General features: G+C 61.2%; 19 protein-coding genes. 13 read left to right on the top strand and 6 right to left on the bottom strand.

Features of this window, described 5'->3' with window-relative positions:
• Positions 1-55: 55 nt before the first annotated feature.
• A complete protein-coding gene (locus tag AB4N41_RS18840) occupies positions 56-1,138 on the top strand; it encodes a bifunctional transcriptional activator/DNA repair enzyme AdaA (RefSeq protein ID WP_460137883.1) in 1,083 nt (360 codons plus the stop codon).
• A 58-nt stretch (positions 1,139-1,196) separates the two neighbouring features.
• Complete coding sequence (locus tag AB4N41_RS18835) at positions 1,197-1,814, top strand: DNA-3-methyladenine glycosylase family protein (protein WP_252869195.1); 618 nt, start codon at positions 1,197-1,199, stop codon at positions 1,812-1,814.
• Positions 1,815-1,858: 44 nt separating this feature from the next.
• On the opposite strand, the gene AB4N41_RS18830 is transcribed toward AB4N41_RS18835, so the two are convergent.
• The gene (locus AB4N41_RS18830; RefSeq protein ID WP_252869194.1) at positions 1,859-2,794 is read right to left on the bottom strand and encodes a LysR family transcriptional regulator; all 936 of its coding nucleotides are present in this window, start codon (positions 2,792-2,794) and stop codon (positions 1,859-1,861) included.
• A gap of 225 nt (positions 2,795-3,019) precedes the next feature.
• Here AB4N41_RS18830 and AB4N41_RS18825 point away from each other — a divergent pair, with 225 nt between their 5' ends.
• The 3 genes from AB4N41_RS18825 to AB4N41_RS18815 are packed head-to-tail and all read left to right on the top strand — an operon-like array spanning position 3,020 to position 5,601.
• Positions 3,020-3,718: a CoA transferase subunit A gene (locus AB4N41_RS18825; protein ID WP_016774135.1), complete on the top strand. Its 699-nt coding sequence runs from the start codon at positions 3,020-3,022 to the stop codon at positions 3,716-3,718.
• Between the two features lie 24 nt (positions 3,719-3,742).
• Positions 3,743-4,408 carry a CoA transferase subunit B gene (locus AB4N41_RS18820; RefSeq protein WP_016774134.1) on the top strand — a complete coding sequence of 222 codons (666 nt, stop codon included), beginning with the start codon at positions 3,743-3,745 and terminating at the stop codon, positions 4,406-4,408.
• Positions 4,409-4,419: 11 nt separating this feature from the next.
• A complete protein-coding gene (locus AB4N41_RS18815) occupies positions 4,420-5,601 on the top strand; it encodes an acetyl-CoA C-acetyltransferase (RefSeq protein ID WP_252869193.1) in 1,182 nt (393 codons plus the stop codon).
• A 219-nt stretch (positions 5,602-5,820) separates the two neighbouring features.
• Here the strand turns inward: AB4N41_RS18815 and cobF are convergent, their stop codons facing one another.
• On the bottom strand, positions 5,821-6,576 hold the full coding sequence (gene cobF / locus AB4N41_RS18810; RefSeq protein ID WP_252869192.1) for a precorrin-6A synthase (deacetylating): 756 nt from the start codon (positions 6,574-6,576) through the stop codon (positions 5,821-5,823).
• Positions 6,576-7,205 (bottom strand): histidine phosphatase family protein, encoded by a 630-nt coding sequence (locus tag AB4N41_RS18805; protein ID WP_371857494.1) that lies wholly within the window; start codon positions 7,203-7,205, stop codon positions 6,576-6,578. Before AB4N41_RS18805 ends, cobF begins: the two co-directional genes overlap by 1 nt.
• 258 nt (positions 7,206-7,463) lie before the next feature.
• On the opposite strand from AB4N41_RS18805, the gene AB4N41_RS18800 reads away from it, so the two are divergent.
• From AB4N41_RS18800 to AB4N41_RS18765, 8 genes are all read left to right on the top strand, one after another.
• Positions 7,464-8,318 (top strand): MurR/RpiR family transcriptional regulator, encoded by an 855-nt coding sequence (locus AB4N41_RS18800; RefSeq protein ID WP_315435674.1) that lies wholly within the window; start codon positions 7,464-7,466, stop codon positions 8,316-8,318.
• Positions 8,319-8,320: 2 nt separating this feature from the next.
• Entirely contained in the window at positions 8,321-8,965 is a 645-nt protein-coding gene (locus tag AB4N41_RS18795; protein WP_252877855.1) for a cysteine hydrolase family protein, read from the top strand.
• Entirely contained in the window at positions 8,962-10,293 is a 1,332-nt protein-coding gene (locus AB4N41_RS18790; RefSeq protein WP_460137880.1) for a type I glutamate--ammonia ligase, read from the top strand. Before AB4N41_RS18795 ends, AB4N41_RS18790 begins: the two co-directional genes overlap by 4 nt.
• Positions 10,277-11,029, top strand: coding sequence for an N-formylglutamate amidohydrolase (locus AB4N41_RS18785; protein ID WP_252877853.1), 753 nt, complete (start codon positions 10,277-10,279; stop codon positions 11,027-11,029). Before AB4N41_RS18790 ends, AB4N41_RS18785 begins: the two co-directional genes overlap by 17 nt.
• 54 nt (positions 11,030-11,083) lie before the next feature.
• Complete coding sequence (locus AB4N41_RS18780) at positions 11,084-12,433, top strand: APC family permease (protein WP_460137879.1); 1,350 nt, start codon at positions 11,084-11,086, stop codon at positions 12,431-12,433.
• Positions 12,434-12,551: 118 nt separating this feature from the next.
• Positions 12,552-13,568, top strand: a complete 1,017-nt coding sequence (locus AB4N41_RS18775; RefSeq protein WP_041478622.1) for an arginine N-succinyltransferase — start codon at positions 12,552-12,554, stop codon at positions 13,566-13,568.
• 49 nt (positions 13,569-13,617) lie between these two features.
• Positions 13,618-14,652, top strand: a complete 1,035-nt coding sequence (gene astA, locus AB4N41_RS18770; RefSeq protein WP_460137878.1) for an arginine N-succinyltransferase — start codon at positions 13,618-13,620, stop codon at positions 14,650-14,652.
• A 154-nt stretch (positions 14,653-14,806) separates the two neighbouring features.
• A complete protein-coding gene (locus AB4N41_RS18765) occupies positions 14,807-15,676 on the top strand; it encodes an isocitrate lyase/PEP mutase family protein (RefSeq protein WP_016774123.1) in 870 nt (289 codons plus the stop codon).
• Positions 15,677-15,781: 105 nt separating this feature from the next.
• On the opposite strand, the gene AB4N41_RS18760 is transcribed toward AB4N41_RS18765, so the two are convergent.
• The 3 genes from AB4N41_RS18760 to AB4N41_RS18750 all read right to left on the bottom strand — a co-directional run bounded on the left by AB4N41_RS18760 (position 15,782) and on the right by AB4N41_RS18750 (position 19,003).
• Positions 15,782-16,084 (bottom strand): hypothetical protein, encoded by a 303-nt coding sequence (locus AB4N41_RS18760; protein WP_016774122.1) that lies wholly within the window; start codon positions 16,082-16,084, stop codon positions 15,782-15,784.
• 401 nt (positions 16,085-16,485) lie between these two features.
• Complete coding sequence (locus tag AB4N41_RS18755) at positions 16,486-17,721, bottom strand: M20/M25/M40 family metallo-hydrolase (RefSeq protein WP_460137877.1); 1,236 nt, start codon at positions 17,719-17,721, stop codon at positions 16,486-16,488.
• A gap of 208 nt (positions 17,722-17,929) precedes the next feature.
• Positions 17,930-19,003: a diguanylate cyclase gene (locus tag AB4N41_RS18750; RefSeq protein ID WP_095180274.1), complete on the bottom strand. Its 1,074-nt coding sequence runs from the start codon at positions 19,001-19,003 to the stop codon at positions 17,930-17,932.
• Positions 19,004-19,054: the final 51 nt, after the last annotated feature.

Below are 19,054 nucleotides of genomic sequence, written 5' to 3'. Positions count from 1 at the left end.
ATTCACTGTCGATTTTTCGGTGGAGCCATCGACAAAGCGGATTTACTCTCACGTCATGAACATACCAGCCGCTGTCCTGCCGCCCCACGCCGAAATGGTTCGCGCCATGCTCGAGCGCGACACTGCCTATGAAGGCGTATTCTTCACCGCCGTGAAAACCACCGGGATCTTTTGCCGCCCCAGTTGCACGGCGCGCAAGCCGAAACCGGAGAACGTCGAATTCTTCGCCCACGCCGACGAATGCCTGTGCGCCGGTTATCGCGCCTGCCTGCGCTGCAAACCGCTAGACGCGGCAGCCATTGCCCCGGACTGGGTGCAGCGCCTGCTCAACGCGGTGGACGCCGATCCCGAACGGCGCTGGAGCGATGCGCAATTGCTCGCCGAGGGCATCGAACCGCTGAAACTGCGGCGCTGGTTCAAGCAGCATTTTGGCATGACCTTCCACGCCTGGCTGCGCACACGGCGCCTCGGCATGGCCCTGGGCGGGATCAGGCAAGGCACGTCGATCGATCACGCGGCGTTCGACTCCGGCTACGAGTCGCTCAGCGGTTTTCGCGATGCGTTTCAGAAGTCCTTCCACATCACCCCGGGCCGCGCGGCCAATAGTGAACCGTTGCTGTTCACCCGCCTGACCACGCCGCTGGGGCCAATGATCGCCATGGCCGAGCGCCGTGGGCTGGTGTTGTTGGAATTTCTCGATCGCCCGGCGCTGACCCGTGAAGTTGAAGCGCTGCAAAACCGTAACGGCTACGCGATTGCACCGGGGCATAACGCCCACTTGCAGCAGATCGAGGTGCAACTGGCGGATTACTTTGCCGGCAGACTCACTCAGTTCAGCGTGCCGCTGCACCTGCCCGGCAGCGCTTTTGCCCGTGAGGTGTGGGCGGCGCTGCTGCAAATTCCCTATGGCCACACCAGCACGTACGGCGCCATCGCGGCAGGCCTGGGCAAACCCGGCGCCAGCCGTGCCGTCGGGCTGGCCAACGGGCACAATCGGCTGTCGATCGTGGTGCCGTGCCACCGAGTGATCGGCGCAGACGGTTCGCTGACCGGTTATGGTGGCGGACAACCGCGCAAGGCGTTCCTGCTCAGGCTGGAAAACGCCGCGCTGCAAATGACTCAACAATTGGCTTTTTGAGCCATGCGATCCAACGCGCAAACAGGGATTTCGATGAGTACGTCCGTATCACCGCAACATGGCTGACACGTATGAGATGGCCAGCGCTTTTCTGGCCGCGATAGACGCTGATTGGCTGCGCCATGTCAGCGCCGTCGGCCCGTGCCTGCATCAACCACATCCAGCGCGCGACCCGTATGAATCGCTAGTACGGGCGATTGCCTATCAGCAACTGCACGCCAAGGCCGGCGATGCGATCCTTGGGCGTTTAGTGGGGTTGTTTCCCGGTCAGGTGTTTCCACGCCCGGAGCAGATTCTCGCGACTGAGGTCGAGCGACTGCGTGCTTGTGGCTTTTCAGCGAGCAAGATTGCGACGATTCAAGGGATCGCCCAGGCGACGCTGGACGGCGTGGTGCCGGATTACCCGACTGCACGGGCGATGGACGATGAAACCCTGATCGAACGCCTGACCAGTTTGCGCGGTGTCGGCCGCTGGACCGTGGAGATGCTGTTGATCTACAGCCTCGAACGCATGGACATCCTGCCGGCGGATGATTTTGGCGTACGTGAGGGATATCGGCGCTTGAAGGGACTGGAGGTGCAGCCGACGCGCAAACAGATGATCGGGATTGGCCAGGCGTGGAAGCCTTATCGGACGGTCGCGGCCTGGTATCTGTGGCGCGTGGCCAAGGCTTAGACCGCATTATCGTTCTTCGCGAGCAGGCTCGCTCCCACACTGAATCAGCGTTCGGCGCTCTGTTTCCGCGCTCCCAGGGTGAGGGGAAAATCGAACTGTCGCTGCAAATCCTCAGCCTTGAGAATCTCGAATAACGCCTGCGCCGCCGCCGACAGGTCATTGCCCGGCTCGGTCAACACACCAATCGCCCGCTCCACAGAATCATTCAAGGTCAGGCAATGCGCACCGAGCTCGCACATTTGCCCCGCGCACAATGCCGGCACCGCGCTGACCCCAAGCCCGCTGGCAACCATTCGCCCGACCGTTGCCAATTGATGACTCTCGAACTCCACCGGCAACTTCATTCCGCGCGCCTGCAAATGCTCTTCCAGCATCACCCGCACCGTTGATGGCCGCTGCAGGGTGATGAACGGTTGCTCCAGCAAGGTCTGCCAATCGATGTCGGCGCGACCGGCCAGCGCTGAATCGGCCGGCACCACGGCGACAAAGCGATCGACATACAAAGGCGTGAATGTCATCGACGTGCTCTGCATCGGCGCGAACGCCACACCGAGTTCAACCTGACGATCGCGGACCATTTCCAGCACTTGCTCGTTGATCACGTCGTTGACCGTCACGTTGACGTTCGGATAACGCGCGCGAAAGCTTTTGAGGATCGGCGGCAGCAGATTGCCGGCAAATGACGGCATCGCCGCCAGCGTCACGCGTCCGCGCTGCAGGCTGAAACGCTGGCGCATTTCGTCTTCGGCATTGTCCCAGTCGGCGATCAAGCGGCGCGCCAGCGGCAGCAGGGACTCGCCTTCCGGGGTCAACGCCACGTTACGCGTGTTACGGCTGAACAGACGCCCTCCCAGGCCCTCTTCCAGCGCCTTGATGGTCAGGCTGAGCGCCGATTGCGACAAATGCAGACGCTCGCAGGCCACAGCAAAACTGAGGCTATGGGCCACGGCGAGAAAGGCCCGGATCTGTTTGATGGTCATGGTCGCTTTGCTCCAGTTGCAAGCTGCAAGCGTCAAGCTGCAAGCCGTGATGCGATGGCCCTGATCGTTCCCACGCTCCTGCGTGGGAACGATCATCGCCGAACGCGTATTGGTGAGATTTATCAATCAATCCACCTTAAAAATCAACTTAACAAATATATCCAGCAGAGAGACACTCCAGTCATTCGGCTAGCCAGCCGCCCGCAAATAATAAAAGAGGTGCCTATGGCAGGTTTCGACAAGCGTGTGTATTCCTACGAGGAAGCGATGGCCGGGCTGGAAGACGGCATGACAGTCATCGCCGGCGGCTTTGGTCTGTGCGGCATTCCGGAAAACCTGATCGCCGAGATCAAGCGCAAGGGCACCCGTGACCTCACCGTGGTTTCCAACAACTGCGGCGTTGATGGTTTCGGCCTTGGCGTGCTGCTCACCGACCGCCAGATCAGCAAAGTCATCGCCTCCTACGTCGGCGAGAACAAACTGTTTGAAGAGCAACTGCTCAAGGGCGAGATCGAAGTCATCCTTACCCCGCAAGGCACCCTCGCCGAGAAGATGCGCGCAGGCGGCGCCGGCATTCCGGCGTTCTTCACCGCCACTGGCGTTGGCACCCCGGTTGCTGAAGGCAAGGAAGTGCGCGAGTTCAAGGGGCGCAAATACCTGATGGAAGAATCCATCACCGGCGATTTCGCCATCGTCAAAGGCTGGAAGGCGGACCATTTCGGTAACGTCGTTTACCGTCACACCGCGCAGAATTTCAACCCGCTGGCCGCTACCGCCGGCAAGATCACCGTGGTCGAAGTCGAAGAAATCGTCGAGCCCGGCGAACTCGACCCGACGCAGATCCACACCCCGGGTATCTACGTCGATCGAGTCATTTGCGGCACGTTCGAAAAACGCATCGAACAGCGCACCATCCGCAAATAATTCAGGCCTTCGGAGAACAACAACATGGCACTTACCCGCGAACAAATGGCTCAGCGCGTCGCCCGCGAAATGCAGGACGGCTACTACGTGAACCTCGGCATCGGCATTCCGACCCTGGTCGCCAACTACATCCCCGAAGGCATGGAAGTCATGCTGCAATCGGAAAACGGCCTGCTCGGCATGGGTCCGTTCCCGACCGAAGAAACCATCGATGCCGACATGATCAACGCCGGCAAACAAACGGTGACTGCGCGGATCGGCGCGTCGATCTTCAATTCCGCCGAATCCTTCGCAATGATCCGCGGCGGCCATGTCGACCTGACCGTGCTCGGCGCTTTCGAAGTGGATGTGGAAGGCAACATCGCTTCGTGGATGATCCCCGGCAAACTGGTCAAGGGCATGGGCGGCGCGATGGATCTGGTGGCCGGCGCCGACAACATCATTGTCATCATGACCCACGCCTCGAAGGATGGTGAGTCCAAGCTGCTGGCCAAATGCAGCCTGCCGCTGACCGGTGCCGGCTGCATCAAGCGCGTGCTGACCGACCTCGCGTATCTGGAAATCGAAAATGGCGCTTTTGTCCTCAAGGAACGCGCACCTGGCGTCAGTGTTGAGGAAATCGTCGCCAAAACCGCTGGTAAACTGATCGTCCCGGATCACGTACCGGAAATGCAGTTCGCTGCCCAGTGAGGAATTCGAAAATGCAAGACGTCGTCATTGTTGCCGCCACGCGTACTGCGATCGGCAGTTTTCAGGGCTCCCTGGCCAATGTATCCGCAGTAGACCTGGGCGCGGCGGTGATCCGCCAGTTGCTCGAGCAGACCGGCCTCGACGGTGCGCAGGTCGATGAAGTGATCATGGGCCAGGTGCTCACCGCTGGCGCTGGCCAGAACCCGGCACGTCAAGCCGCAATCAAGGCTGGCCTGCCCCACGCCGTACCGGCCATGACCCTGAACAAGGTTTGCGGTTCCGGCCTCAAGGCTCTGCACCTGGGCGCGCAAGCGATCCGTTGCGGCGACGCCGAGGTGATCATCGCCGGCGGTCAGGAAAACATGAGCCTGTCCAACTACATCATGCCGGGTGCGCGCACCGGTCTGCGCATGGGCCACGCGCAAATCGTCGACACCATGATCAGCGATGGCCTGTGGGATGCGTTCAACGATTACCACATGGGCATCACTGCCGAGAATCTGGTCGACAAATACCAGATCAGCCGCGAACAGCAGGACGCCTTTGCTGCCGCGTCTCAGCAGAAAGCCGCCGCTGCGATCGAGGCCGGGCGCTTCGTTGATGAAATCACGCCGATCCTGATCCCCCAGCGCAAAGGCGATCCGGTCGCGTTCAAGGTCGACGAGCAGCCACGCGGCGATACCACCGCACAATCTCTGGCGAAACTGCGTCCGGCGTTCAAAAAGGACGGCAGCGTCACCGCTGGCAACGCCTCGTCGCTGAACGACGGTGCCGCCGCCGTGATTCTGATGAGTGCCGAGAAAGCCAAATCGCTGGGCCTGCCGGTTCTGGCCAGGATTGCCGCCTACGCCAACGCTGGCGTCGACCCGGCGATCATGGGCATCGGCCCGGTATCGGCGACCCGCCGCTGCCTGGACAAGGCCGGCTGGAACATCGACCAGCTCGACCTGATTGAAGCCAACGAAGCGTTCGCTGCGCAATCGCTGGCCGTGGCCAAAGACCTGCAATGGGATCTGGACAAGGTCAACGTCAACGGTGGCGCCATCGCCCTCGGTCACCCGATCGGCGCATCAGGTTGCCGCGTGCTGGTGACATTGCTGCACGAAATGCTCAAGCGCGATGCGAAAAAAGGTCTGGCGACCTTGTGCATCGGCGGCGGTCAGGGCGTGGCTTTGGCGCTGGAACGCGGCTGATACGGAGTTCTAGGTTGACGGCGGATCCACGACATCCGCTGTTGGCTGGCAACAAAAAACCCGGTGCGATTTGCGTTGCACCGGGTTTCTTTTTGCCTGTCTACAATCGGTGGTGAATGTTCTGCCCCCTTCGCGGGCAGGCTCGCTCCCACATTCTGCAACGCATTTCCCTGTGGGAGCGAGCCTGCTCGCGAAAGCGCTTGATCAGGCGCCAACCACTCAAGGCTTGCGTAACAGATAGGTATCCATAATCCACCCATGCTCCGCTCGCGCCGCCTTGCGCACCCGTTCGATCTCATCGGCCACTTCCGCCAGCCGGCCGCTGAGCAGTATCTCGTCCGGCGTGCCCAGGTAAGCGCCCCAGAAAATCTCGGTCTGCCGATCCGCCACCCGCTGGTACGAATCCTCGGCATCGAGCATTACCACCAGACTGTCCGCTTCACTCACCTGCCCCGCCGCCAATCGCCGGCCTGTGGTGATTTCTACTGAGCGACCAATCGTGTTCAAAGGTATTTTGTGCTGCGCAGCCAAGGCTTGAACACTGGTAATCCCGGGGATGACTTCATAGTCGAATTCACAGCGGCCTGATGCCTGAATCGCCTGAAGAATCCGCAATGTGCTGTCGTATAACGCCGGATCGCCCCAGATCAGGAATCCGCCGCACTGGCCGTCGGACAATTCTTCATTGATCAGCCGTTCGAAGGTCTGCTGCTTGGCGAGGTTCAGTGCATCGACGCTCGCCCTGTAGTCGACATCGCCGCGCTCGCGCTCCGGACTGCTGGCTTCGACAAAGCGATAAGCGTGGTCAGTGATGTAGCGCTCGCAGATCTCGCGGCGCAGATCGATCAGCGTCTGCTTGCTCTGGCCTTTATCCAGCAAAAAGAACACATCGACCCGATTCAGCGCTTTCACCGCCTGCATCGTGATGTAGTCCGGATTGCCGGCGCCAATGCCGATGACCAGCAGCTGTTTCATCAGAATTCCTCGTCAAGGGCCATGCCCGGCAAGCGTAGCCGCCAGATGCCATTGAAGCGCAAGTCGATCATCGCCAGTGGCTCGATGTCGATTGCATTGAACGCCGCGCCTTGCAGCACCTGCATCAGCGCCGCGCGCATGACGAACGGATGGGTGACTGCCACTACATGTCCAGGGGTTTCGGCGATGGAGTCCAGCCACATTGAGACCCGCTGCGTCAGTTGCCTGACCGATTCGCCGCCATGGGGTGCGGCTTCAGGATCGGCTAGCCAGGCTTGCACAGCCTGGTTTTCATTGGCTTGCAGATCCTTGATCGATTGGCCGTGCCAGCGTCCCCAATCGCAATCGCGCAGGGCTTGATCAATCTGCGCATCGACGCCAAACCACGCTGCCGTTTGCCGGGTACGCAGTTCAGGCGCGCAAATCAGTCGCCGTGGCGGGGCGAATCGCGCCCTCCACGCGTCAGAAGCTAAATGCAACTCTTCAACAGGCTCGTTCGTAGGAAAACGCGCCAGTTTCTGTGCGATGGTTCGCGCATGGCAAATCAGTGTCAAACGGCTACTTGGCACAAGCAGGTTCTCGGTCGAAAGATAAAACAAACAATGGCACACAGCCGATACGCGTCGCATTGTGCCGTAAAACCTCGGCGTTCAGGGCTGTCACCGGCCCGTCGCTGAGCTTGGGATAGGCAATGTCTGACACAACAATTGGCAAAGGACTACAACAGCGCGTTACTTCGACGTAGCCCTTATTACACGGGCACCTTGCACACTTTTGGTGCTCGGAAAACCTGTACAAAAATTAGCTAGACATGTAGCACCCATTACATAAATACTCGTTTAACGGATTGTGAAACGAATTCGACACCCCATCCAGCAGGAGCCAGGATGCCCCCTCTCAGAGACCTGATCACCGACCCCGGCCTGGACCTGACGCCGTCGGAGCGCAAAGTCGTTCGCGCCCTGCTCGATCAGTATCCACGCAACGGTCTCGGGCCTATGGCGCGACTGGCCGAACATGCCGGTGTCAGCGATCCGACCATCGTGCGTCTGGTGAAAAAGCTCGGTTTCGGCGGTTATGCCGAATTCCAGGAAGCCCTGCTCAGCGACATGGACCATCGCCTGCGTTCACCGCGCACCTTGTTGCAGCCGCGCTCGCAGCAGAACAAGGACGATGCCTGGGCGCATTACCTGGCCGACAGCCAGCGTTTGCTGGTCGACACCCAAGCCCTGACCCAGCCTGAGGACGTGCGCATCCTCGTGGAATGGCTGCTCGACAGCCGCCATCAGGTCTACTGTTTCGGTGGCCGCTTCAGCATTCTGCTCGCCAACTACCTGCTCAACCACTTGCGTCTGCTGCGTCCCGGCTGTTTCGCCCTGGAAGATAACGCCCTGCTGCCCGACCGTTTGTACGATCTGCAACGTCAGGACGTGGTGCTGGTGTTCGACTACCGGCGCTACCAGACCCAGGCTTTGCGCGTTGCGCAGGCGGCGAAGAACAACAGCGCGCGGGTGGTGCTGTTCACCGATGTCTACGCCTCGCCGCTGCGCGAATTGGCCGACCTGATCATCAGCGCGCCGGTGGAATCGGCGTCGCCGTTCGACACCATGGTGCCGGCGCTGGCGCAGGTCGAGGCGTTGATCGCCTGCCTGACCTTGCGCGTGCCGGACCCGGCCGATCGCCTGGAAGGCATCGATGCCCTGCGCAACGATTTTGCGACTCACCTGCTGGAGGACAAATAAGGATGTTCAGCCTTCCCCACCGTTCGCCGCGAGACTTGCCGTTTGTGGTCGACCACACCGCTTTGCTGCTGGTGGACATGCAGCGCGCCTGGCTCGAACCGCAATTCGACCCGCACCTGAGCGGGGCGGATGCCGAATATTTTCTCCAGCGCACGCGCAGCCAAGTGGTGCCCAATCAGCAACGGCTGCTTGGCGCCTTTCGTCAGGCGCAGCAGAACGTGCTGCACACGATTATCGAAAGCCTGACCGCCGACGGTCGCGACCGCTCGCTGGATCACAAACTGTCGGACATGCACCTGCCCAAGGGCAGCGTGCAAGCTCAGGTCATCGCTGAACTGACCCCGACCGAAAACGAAATCGTGCTGCCGAAGACCTCCTCCGGGGTGTTCAATTCAACCAACATCGATTACGTGCTGCGCAATCTGCAGACCCGCCATCTGATCATCGCCGGCATCGTCACCGACCAATGCGTGGACATGGCCGTGCGCGATGCCGCCGACCGTGGCTATCTGGTCACGCTGGTGGAGGATGCCTGCGCCACTTACACAGCTGAACGCCATCACGCCTGCCTCAACGCGATCAAGGGTTACTGCTGGATCACCGACACCGACACCGTGCTCGGTCGTCTGCGGGAGATGCAGCCATGAGCCCGCGCCTGACGCCTTTACCGATGACCACGCTGGTGACAACTGACCTGATCGGCATCACCCGGGGCCGCTCGTTTCCTACCGATGAGCTGGAGCATTACCAGGCAGCGGGTTGCGGCTGGGTCCCCGCCAACAGCGCGTTGACGCCGCAGGACATCATCGCTTCGAGCAGTCCGTGGGGCGCGTATGGCGACCTGCGGCTGATTCCGGATCTGAGCAGCCGCGTCACTGTCGGCAGCGGCCCGGACGCCAATGCACCGGTGCTGGATTTCATCCATTCCGATATTCGCGAGACTGACGGTCAGGCGTGGGGCGCCTGCCCACGCACATTGCTGCGCGATGAAATCGAGCGCTATCACGATGAGCTGGGGTTGCAAGTCAACGCCGCCTTCGAACATGAATTCAACCTGCACGCAGGCATTGCCGAACACGCGGCGTTCTCTCTCGAAGCGCAGCGCCAGGGCGCCGAATTCGGCGGCTGGCTGCTCAGCGCCCTGCGCGCCGGCGGCGTCGAGCCGGAAATGTTTCTGCCGGAATACGGCAAGCACCAATACGAAATCACCTGCCGCCCGACTCTTGGCGTAGCGGCGGCGGATCGTGCGGTCAACGTGCGCGAAATCACCCGGGAAATCGCCCGGCAAATGGGCCTCGACCTGAGTTTTGCGCCGAAGACTGCCGCCGAGGCGGTGTGCAACGGTGTGCACCTGCACGTCAGCCTGCTCGACCTGGCCGGCCAGCCGATGTTGTACGACGCCGGCACCAGCAACGGCCTGTCGAGCATCGGCCAGCATTGGGCTGCCGGAGTCCTGCATTTTCTACCGGCGCTGTGCGCCTTCACCGCGCCGACGCCGCCGTCATACCAGCGTTTGCAGCCGCACCACTGGAGCGCGTCGTATGCGTGTCTGGGGCAGCAGAACCGTGAAGCGGCGCTGCGCATCTGCCCGACCGTGACCCTGGGGGGTAAATCCGCTGCGCAGCAGTTCAACCTGGAATTCCGCGCCATGGACGCCACCGCCTCGCCGCATCTGGCCATGGCCGCGCTGCTGATTGCCGGGCGGCTGGGCATCGAACAACGTCTGGCGCTGAACGCGATCACCGATGAAATTCCCGATTCACTCAACGACGAGCAACGCAAGGCCCGGGGCATCGTCGCCCTGCCCGCCTCGCTGGCCCAGGCGCTGGATTGCCTGCGCGACAGTGCAGCGTTCAATGAATGGCTGCCCAAGCCGTTGCTCGACACGTATTACGCCCTGAAAACCGAGGAACTGGCGCTGACGGAACAGCTCTCGCCCGCTGACCTGTGTGAGCACTATGCACGCCTGTACTGAATCCGCCGAGCTTGGGTTGTATACCCGCCCGGTCTACACCCTGAGCCGCGAGGACTCGACGAATCCGTTGATCCTCGTGTGCGAACACGCCAGTCGATACATCCCCGACGCCCTGAACAATCTGGGCCTGGACGAGGCGGCCGCACGCGAACATATCGCCTGGGACATCGGCGCGCTGCAACTGGCCGAACAGTTGTCGGAACAGCTTGGCGCTACCCTGCTCAGCGCCAACTATTCACGGCTGCTGATCGACCTCAACCGACCGCGCCATGCGCCGGACAGCATCCCGCTGCAGAGCGAGATCTACCCGATACCCGGCAACCGCGAACTCGACGAAGCGACCCGCGAGTACCGCCGGCAGACCCTGTTCAAACCGTTTCATGCGCGCTTGCAGATGTTGATCGACGAGCGCATTGCCAAAGGTCTGCCGGTGCGGGTGGTCGGTATTCACAGTTTCACCCCGGTGTATTACGGCCAGCCGCGACCGCTGGAAGTCGGCGTGTTGTTCGGCCAGGCCAAAGACTATGCCCTGCGTTTGCTCGACGGCCTGCAAGCGCAACCGTTGAAAGTGGCGGGCAACCAACCGTACAGAATTGATCCCTTGGGCGACATGACCGTGCCGGTGCACGGCGATGCCCGGGGGCTTGAGGCGGTGCTGATCGAGGTGCGCAACGATCTGCTGCGCAGCCCCGAAGCAGTGTCGCGCTGGGCCGGCTACCTCGCACCTTTGCTGTAAATGACGGACCGATAAAACATAAACCGACCGATGGCTGACAAGGAGTTGCGCTTCATGGAAATTGAAGAATTCGGCTACAAGCAAGAGTTGAAACGTAGCCTGACGCTGACCGATCTGGTGGTGTACGGGATGATCTTCATGATCCCCATCGCCCCGTTCGGTGTGTATGGCTACGTCAACGCCGAAGCACCGGGGATGGTGCCGCTGGCGTACATCATCGGCATGGTGGCGATGCTGTTCACCGCGCTGAGTTACGGCAGCATGGCCAAGGCCTTTCCGGTTGCCGGCTCTGTATATTCCTACGCGCAACGCGGCCTTAATCAACACGTCGGCTTCATCGCTGGCTGGCTGATGCTGCTCGATTACCTGCTGATTCCGCCGCTGCTGTACCTGTATTCGGCGATGGCGCTCAACCATTTGTACCCGGACATTCCCAAGGTCGGCTTCATTCTGGCGTTTCTGGTCAGCGCAACATTCGTCAACCTGCGCGGCATCACCTTCACCGCGCGGATGAACATGCTGTTCCTGCTGGCACAACTGGTGGTGCTGGGCATCTTCCTGTTCTACGCCTGGAACGCCCTGCACAACGGTGGCGGTAACGGTGAGCTGACGCTGGCGCCGCTGTATCACCCGCAAACCTTCAACTTCGCCCTGCTGATGCAAGCGGTGTCGATCGCCGTGCTGTCGTTCCTCGGCTTCGACGCGATCTCCACCCTCGCCGAAGAAATCAAGGAAGATCCGGGCCGCAGCGTCGGCAAGGCAGCGCTGATCACCCTGGCGGTGATGGGCACGATTTTCGTCGTACAGACTTGGATTGCCACCGATCTGGCGGCGGGCATGGGCTTCAAATCCGCCGACACCGCGTTCTATGAAATCGCTGAAATCGCCGCTGGCAGCTGGCTGGCGACCCTGACAGCCGTCGCCACGGCGCTGGCCTGGGGCGTGGCCGTGGCAATCACCTCGCAGGCCGCCGTATCGCGCCTGCTGTTCGGCATGGCCCGCGACGGCAAGCTGCCGAAGGTGCTGGCCAAGGTCCACCCGAAACACAACACGCCGTACCTGAGCATTTATCTGGTGGCGGCGTTGTCGCTGCTGATCTGCTACCTGTTCATCGACGCGGTCGACATCCTCACCTCGCTGATCAACTTCGGCGCCCTCAGCGGTTTCATGCTGCTGCACCTGACGGTGATCAACCACTACTGGCGTCGGCAGAAGTCGGGGCAGTTTGTGCGCCATCTGCTCTGCCCGGTGATCGGCTTCATCATCGTCGCCGCCATCATGTACAACATGGGCGTCGATGCGCAGAAACTCGGCCTGATCTGGATTGCCGTGGGCCTGGTGTACCTGTTCTTCCTCAACAAGCTCGGCGCCAGCACAGCGCTGCCCGATCCGAGCAAAGGCTGACAAGAAAAAGAGCGGCGTCTGACAACAAATCAGGCGACCGCCGATTCAACGCGTGGACACCGACAGTGATAGTCAGGTTCGGCGAATCGGCCGAACCTTTTGATACAGGAGTACATCCATGCTGGTCTTACGCCCAGTCGAGCAGAATGATCTGCCCCAGCTACAGCGCCTGGCCCGCGAGAGCCTGATCGGTGTGACTTCGCTGCCGGATGACAGCGAACACCTGCGCGAAAAAATCGCCGCGTCGTGCGCGTCTTTCGACAGCGCCGCCACAGCCCAGGGGCCGGAAAACTATTTCTTTGTACTGGAAGATCTCGAACGCCAGCAATTGGTCGGCTGCTCGGAAATCCTTGCCACCGCCGGTTTCAAGGAGCCGTTCTACAGCTTGCGCAATCGCCACTTCACCAGTGCTTCGCGGGAATTGAACATCGAGCATGGCGTGCCGGCGCTGTCGCTGTGCCATGACCTCAGCGGGCATACCTTGCTGCGCGGTTTCCACATTGACGCCGCGCTGGTGCGTACGCCGTTTTCCGAACTGTTGTCGCGAGCGCGCCTGCTGTTCATTGCTGCGCATGCACAGCGGTTCTCCGAAGCGGTGATCACCGAGATCGTCGGCTACAGCGACGAGCAGGGTCACTCGCCGTTCTGGGATGCGCTGGGCAAGCACTTTTTCGACCTGCCGTACGCGGAAGCCGAGCGCCTCTGCGGGTTGCAGAGCCGCACGTTCCTCGCCGAACTGATGCCGCAATACCCGATCTACGTACCGATGCTGCCGCAAGCGGCGCAGGATTGCATCGGCCGCGTGCACCCGGACGGCCAGGAAGCGTTCGACATCCTCGCGCGGGAAGGCTTCGAAACCAACAGCTACATCGACCTGTTCGACGCCGGCCCGACCCTGTATGCGCGTACCGCAAACATTCGCTCGATCGCTGACAGCCAAACGGCCATTGTCCGCCAACAAGTATCGACCGACGCCCGTGGCCGTTACCTGCTCAGCAACGACGCCCTGCATGACTACCGCGCGATTGTCACCGAACTCGACTATCACCCTGATCAACCGCTGCCCCTGACACCCGCCATCTGCGCGGCACTGAAAGTCAGCGAAGGCAGCTCGATACGGCTGGTCGCTCTGTGAGCCGCGTTAGCCATCCGCGCCTGAATCGGTACGCCAAAGGAGTTGGAGCATGATTGTCCGTCCGGTAAAAGTCAGCGACCTGCCTGCCTTGATGACCCTCGTCGAACAGGCTGGACCAGGTTTCACCACCCTTCCGGCCAACGAGGACCGACTTGCGCACCGGGTGCGCTGGGCGCAACGGGCGTTCGCCGAACAGGTGGAGCGCGCCGATGCCGATTACCTGTTTGTCCTCGAGGATGATGAGCAGCGCGTGGTCGGTGTCAGCGCAATGGCCGGCGCCGTTGGCCTGCGCGAGCCCTGGTACAACTATCGGCTTGGGGTGACCGTCAGTTCGGCACCGGACCTGGGCATTCAGCGGCAGATCCCAACGTTGTTCCTCAACAACGAACTGACCGGCCAATCGGAGCTGTGCTCGCTGTTCCTGCGCCATGACCAGCGCAACGGCAGCAATGGCCGCCTGTTGTCGCTGGGTCGTCTACTGTTCGTCGCCGAATTTCCGCACCTGTTTGGCGAGAAGATGATCGCCGAGTTGCGCGGCAGTGCCGATGAAAACGGTTGCTCGCCATTTTGGGACAGCCTTGGCCGGCACTTCTTCCAGATGGATTTCACCCACGCCGATCACTTGTCCGGTCTGGGCAACAAAGCCTTTATCGCCGAACTGATGCCGCGCCAGCCACTATATACCTGCCTGCTCACCGAACAGGCGCAGGCGGCGATAGGCCAGACTCACCCGAACACCCAGCCGGCGTTGAAGATTCTTCAGGCCGAGGGCTTCACGCACAAAGGCTATATCGACATTTTCGACGGTGGCCCGGTCATCGAAGCGCCGATCCGCAGCATCCGCACGGTGCGCGACAGCCTCGAACTGACCTTGAGCCTCGGCCCCCCGGACGAGCAGGCGCCGCTATGGCTGATTCACAACCGCCGGCTGGAAAACTGCCGTATCACCGTGGCCCCCGGGCGACTGGTGGGCAACAGCCTGGTTGTCGATCGCCTCACTGCCAAACGCCTGCAACTGCAGCCGGGCAATTCAGTGCGCGCAGTGCTCCTGCCCCATCAACAGCAACATGCCGTGGCGGCCTGATATTTCCGGCACGGGAGATTAAACCTTTCAGCCGCCAGTCCTGCCGCGCAAATTCGTCATGATTCTTGACCCATTCGCGTGATAGCCTTTTCACTCTTCGGCGTTGACACCTTTGCTCAAGCCTTTCCATTCCTTATGTATTGGTGGAACTCGTATGACCAGGCTTTCCCATCAAGATTTGCGCCGTAACTTCCGTCAGCTGCTGGCCTCCGACACCTGCTACCACACGGCTTCGGTATTCGACCCGATGTCCGCCCGCATCGCCGCTGACCTGGGTTTTGAAGTGGGTATCCTCGGCGGTTCCGTGGCCTCCCTGCAGGTGCTTGGCGCGCCGGACTTCGCCCTGATCACCCTCAGCGAATTCGCCGAACAGGCCACGCGCATTGGCCGCGTCGCCCAATTGCCAGTGATCGCCGACGCCGACCACGGCTATGGCAACGCTCTTAACGTGATGCGCACCATCGTCGAACTGGAACGCGCGGGCGTCGCTGCACTGACCATCGAAGACACCCTGCTGCCCGCGCAATTCGGGCGCAAATCCACCGACCTGATCACCGTGGCCGAAGGCGTCGGCAAGATCCGCGCGGCGCTGGAAGCCCGGGTCGACACCGAGATGGCCATCATCGCCCGCACCAACGCCGGCATTCTGCCGAATCAGGAAATCATCAGCCGCACCCGCCAATATCAGGCGGCGGGCGCTGACGGTATCTGCATGGTCGGCGTGCAGGACTTCGATCAGCTGGAACAGATCGCCGAGCATCTGACCGTGCCGCTGATGCTGGTCACCTACGGCAACCCGGCCCTGCGCGACGACAAACGCCTGGCCGAACTCGGCGTACGCGTGACCATCGACGGCCATGGCGCCTACTTCGCCGCGATCAAAGCAACCTACGACAGCCTGCGCGAACAGCGGCAGATCTTCACCCAGGCCTCCGATCTGAGCGCGACCGAGTTGACCCACACCTATACCCAGCCGGAGGAATACATTCTCTGGGCCAAGGAATACATGAGCGTCAAGGAGTGATGCATTCGCTGCACCGGCCCCTTCGCGAGCAGGCTCGCTCCCACAGTTGAAATGCGGTCCCCTGTGGGAGCGAGCCTGCTCGCGAAAGCGTCTATTGCGGCACCGCTAAACCGGCGTCTTATACCCCTCCTCCCGCTGCGCCGCCCGCGCCTGAATCACATTCAGAATCGCGCAGCCCTCGCGCATCAGCAGATGAACCGCGCTGGTCACCCGCGTCAGATCACAATCGGAGATGCCCTTGAGGTTGAGGCTGGCGAAAGTGTCGGCCAGATCGCGCACGACCACAAACCGGTGCATCGCACAGGCGGCCATGTCGCTGAGTTCTGTATGGGTATTGATGAAGAGCACCGGCGATTCGGCGTCGTAGGTGTCGATGGGGAGATAGCGCGGCATTACTTGGTCGGTCATAGAGTTCACTCCAGAAAGGTCAGGTTCTGTATTCGACCGGCCAAGATCGTCGCAGAGTTATCTGCGAACCGAGACTATAAGAGCCGCGCCCGACGGCCGCAACGAGAGCTTCTGTCGGACTTTTCGGTATTTTTTGTGCGCCGTCCTCGACTGCCACTTTTCCCACAAAAGCCCCTCACCCTAGCCCTCTCCCAGAGGGAGAGGGGACTGATTGGGGAATGCTCTGGATCTGCGCCGACGTGGTGGACCGTGTTGAATGCGAAATTGAATTCAGCAGAAAATCTTAAGCTTGCCGCATTGACTATAAACAACACGGTCAGTCCCCTCTCCTGGGGGAGAGGGCTAGGGTGAGGGGTGAGTCAACTGACACCCCATCCCAAGCATTCACACCACCAACCCCATCACCGCGGCTTGGCCAACTCCATGATCATCCGCGACAACAGGTAAATCCGCGGCGCCACGCTCGCCACTTCGGCATATTCCTCCGGCGTATGAATATTGCCGCCGACAATGCCGAAGCCATCCAGCGTCGGCGTCCCTACGCCTGCGGACAGACTGGCATCCGCCGCGCCACCACTGCCCTCCTCGGTCAGCTTGCGGCCAATTTCGCCGTAAATGCCTTGAGCCATGGCCATCAAGCGATCGGACTCAGCGGTCTGCGGCATCGGCGGCAAACCGCGCTGCAAGGACGTTTTCACTTCGGTATCGGCAATCAACTTGTCCTGCGAGACCCGCGCCAGATCCTTCTCGATGCGATCAAATTCCTCCGGCACTGCCGCGCGCACATCCGCCTTGGCCGTGGCCTGATCAGGAATCACGTTGGTGCGATCGCCGGCCTTGAGCACGGTGAAGTTGATGGTGGTCTTCTTCGCCTCGTCACCGAGCTTGCCCAGTTGCAGAATCTGATGCGCCGCTTCCATCGCCGCGTTCCGTCCCAACTCTGGCGCGACGCCGGCGTGGGCGGCCTTGCCTTTGACTTCGACCAGCGCCGTCGCACTGCCCTTGCGCCACACCACCAGGCCATCGGCCGGGCGCCCCGGTTCGAGGTTGAGGGTGACGTCGTGCTGTTTGGCGGTTTTCTTGATCAGGTCGGTGGCGACGTCCGAGCCGGTTTCTTCGCTGGCATCCAGCAGGAAGGTGATCTGCGCGTAATCCTTGAAGTCGAGGTTCTTCAGCACTTTCAATGCGTAGATGCCGGCGACGATGCCGCCCTTGTCGTCCATTACACCCGGCCCGTAGGCGCGGCCGTCCTTGATTTGGAAAGGCCGCTCGGCGGCGGAGCCTTCCTTGAACACAGTGTCCATGTGAGCCATCAGGAGAATCTTCGCTTTCCCGGTGCCTTTGAGCGTGGCCAGCACGTGGTTGGATTTTTCCGGGGTGTTGGGCACCAGTTCGATGGTGGCGCCGAGTTTTTTCAGTTCATCGATGGCAATGTCGCTGACCTGTTTCAGGCCCGGCTCATAACCTGAGCCGGAGTCGATATTGACCAGTCGCTCCAACATTTTCAGGGCTTCGGGCTGATACTGCTGGGCATCGGCGAGCACTTGTTTGTGCGGTTCGGCGGCGTTTGCGGCCGAGAATGCGAGGGACAGACCGAGGCTGGCGGCCAGCAGAGAGCGGGGAAAGGAGAACGTCATGAAGCAGTCCTTGTTTCGTGTCGGAGGGATTCAACCGTAACCGACATCGGCACGAGGCTCTATAGCGGATGCGACACTGATCTAACCGACAACACATACCCCGGTGGGAGCGAGCCTGCTCGCGAAGGCGTCGTGGCAAACGATATTGATACCGCCTGACCCAGCGCTTTCGCGAGCAGGCTCGCTCCCACAGGTATCAGCTCGCCCGTCAGACCGAATCCAGCAGCGCCTGCCTCGGCTTGTTGTCGCTGTTGCAGATCACCCGATTGCGCCCACTGGCCTTGGCTTCGTACAACGCCTGATCGGCCTCATCCAGCCAACGCGTGGCGTCGGCATGGCTCGGGTCGTACGCGGCCAGGCCAATGCTCAGACTGACCTTCAACGCCGGGTTCTGCTCGTAGCCCATCACCGCAAAACGCTCGCGCAAGGCTTCCATCGCCTGAGCCGCGTTGAACAGTGGCAGCTCCGGCAAAATCACGCAGAACTCGTCCCCGCCATAGCGCCCGGCCACATCCGTGGCGCGCAGATTCTGTTTGAGCAGTTTGCTCAACTGGCGCAGGACGATATCGCCAGCGACATGCCCATAGGTGTCATTGATCGCTTTGAAGTGGTCGATGTCGATCAGCGCAATCGCCGCGCCCTGCTGCTGGCGTTTGCAGCGCTGGAACGCGAGGTTCAGCTGATCCTTCCACGCGCCATGATTGAGCAGGCCGGTGAGGCTGTCGGTGCGACTCAACGCCAATAGCTCGCGCTTGTGCCGACCGAGGGTCGAGGCCTGGCGAAAGCAGATCCAGCCCAGCGCCAGCGGATACAGCAACAGCAACGGCAAACAGGCGTACAGCTGCAGCGGCGTTGTTGGCGGGATGAACGCCGGCGCAAACACCACCAGCCCTACGCCCATACCGAGCAACTGCACCGCCGTGCCCGCCAGCAAAAACCGCCCGCCACCGATGGCGACGTTGTTCATCGCCATCATCGAAATCGTGGTAGCGCTGGGCAAGGGATTGAACTGCATGGCGGCGACCCAGAAGCCGCCCATGAATGCATCGATCAGCAAATTGCGGTGTTCGGCGCGAAACGGCACGCTCGAGCTTCGCGCCCATAGAAAGGCCAGATGCGGCCAGACCAGGCCGTTGAACAGCATCAGGCCCCACACCCACAGCGGCGGATCGAGCGCGTGCATCGCCACGCTGACACACATCAGCCCGAGCAGCAGCCCGAACACCCGCGACCTGTACAGCCTCCTGGCCAGTGAAAGTCCCTTTCCTCGCGTATTTCCCATAAGGGCCTCGACCGCGCGATGCATGGTTACATCCCGACAAGGATGTGTCCG

The sequence above is a fragment of the Pseudomonas sp. S2_A10 genome, assembly GCF_054668465.1.
Note: the sequence above shows the minus strand (reverse complement) of the source record. Positions and strands in the feature narration are given on the sequence as shown.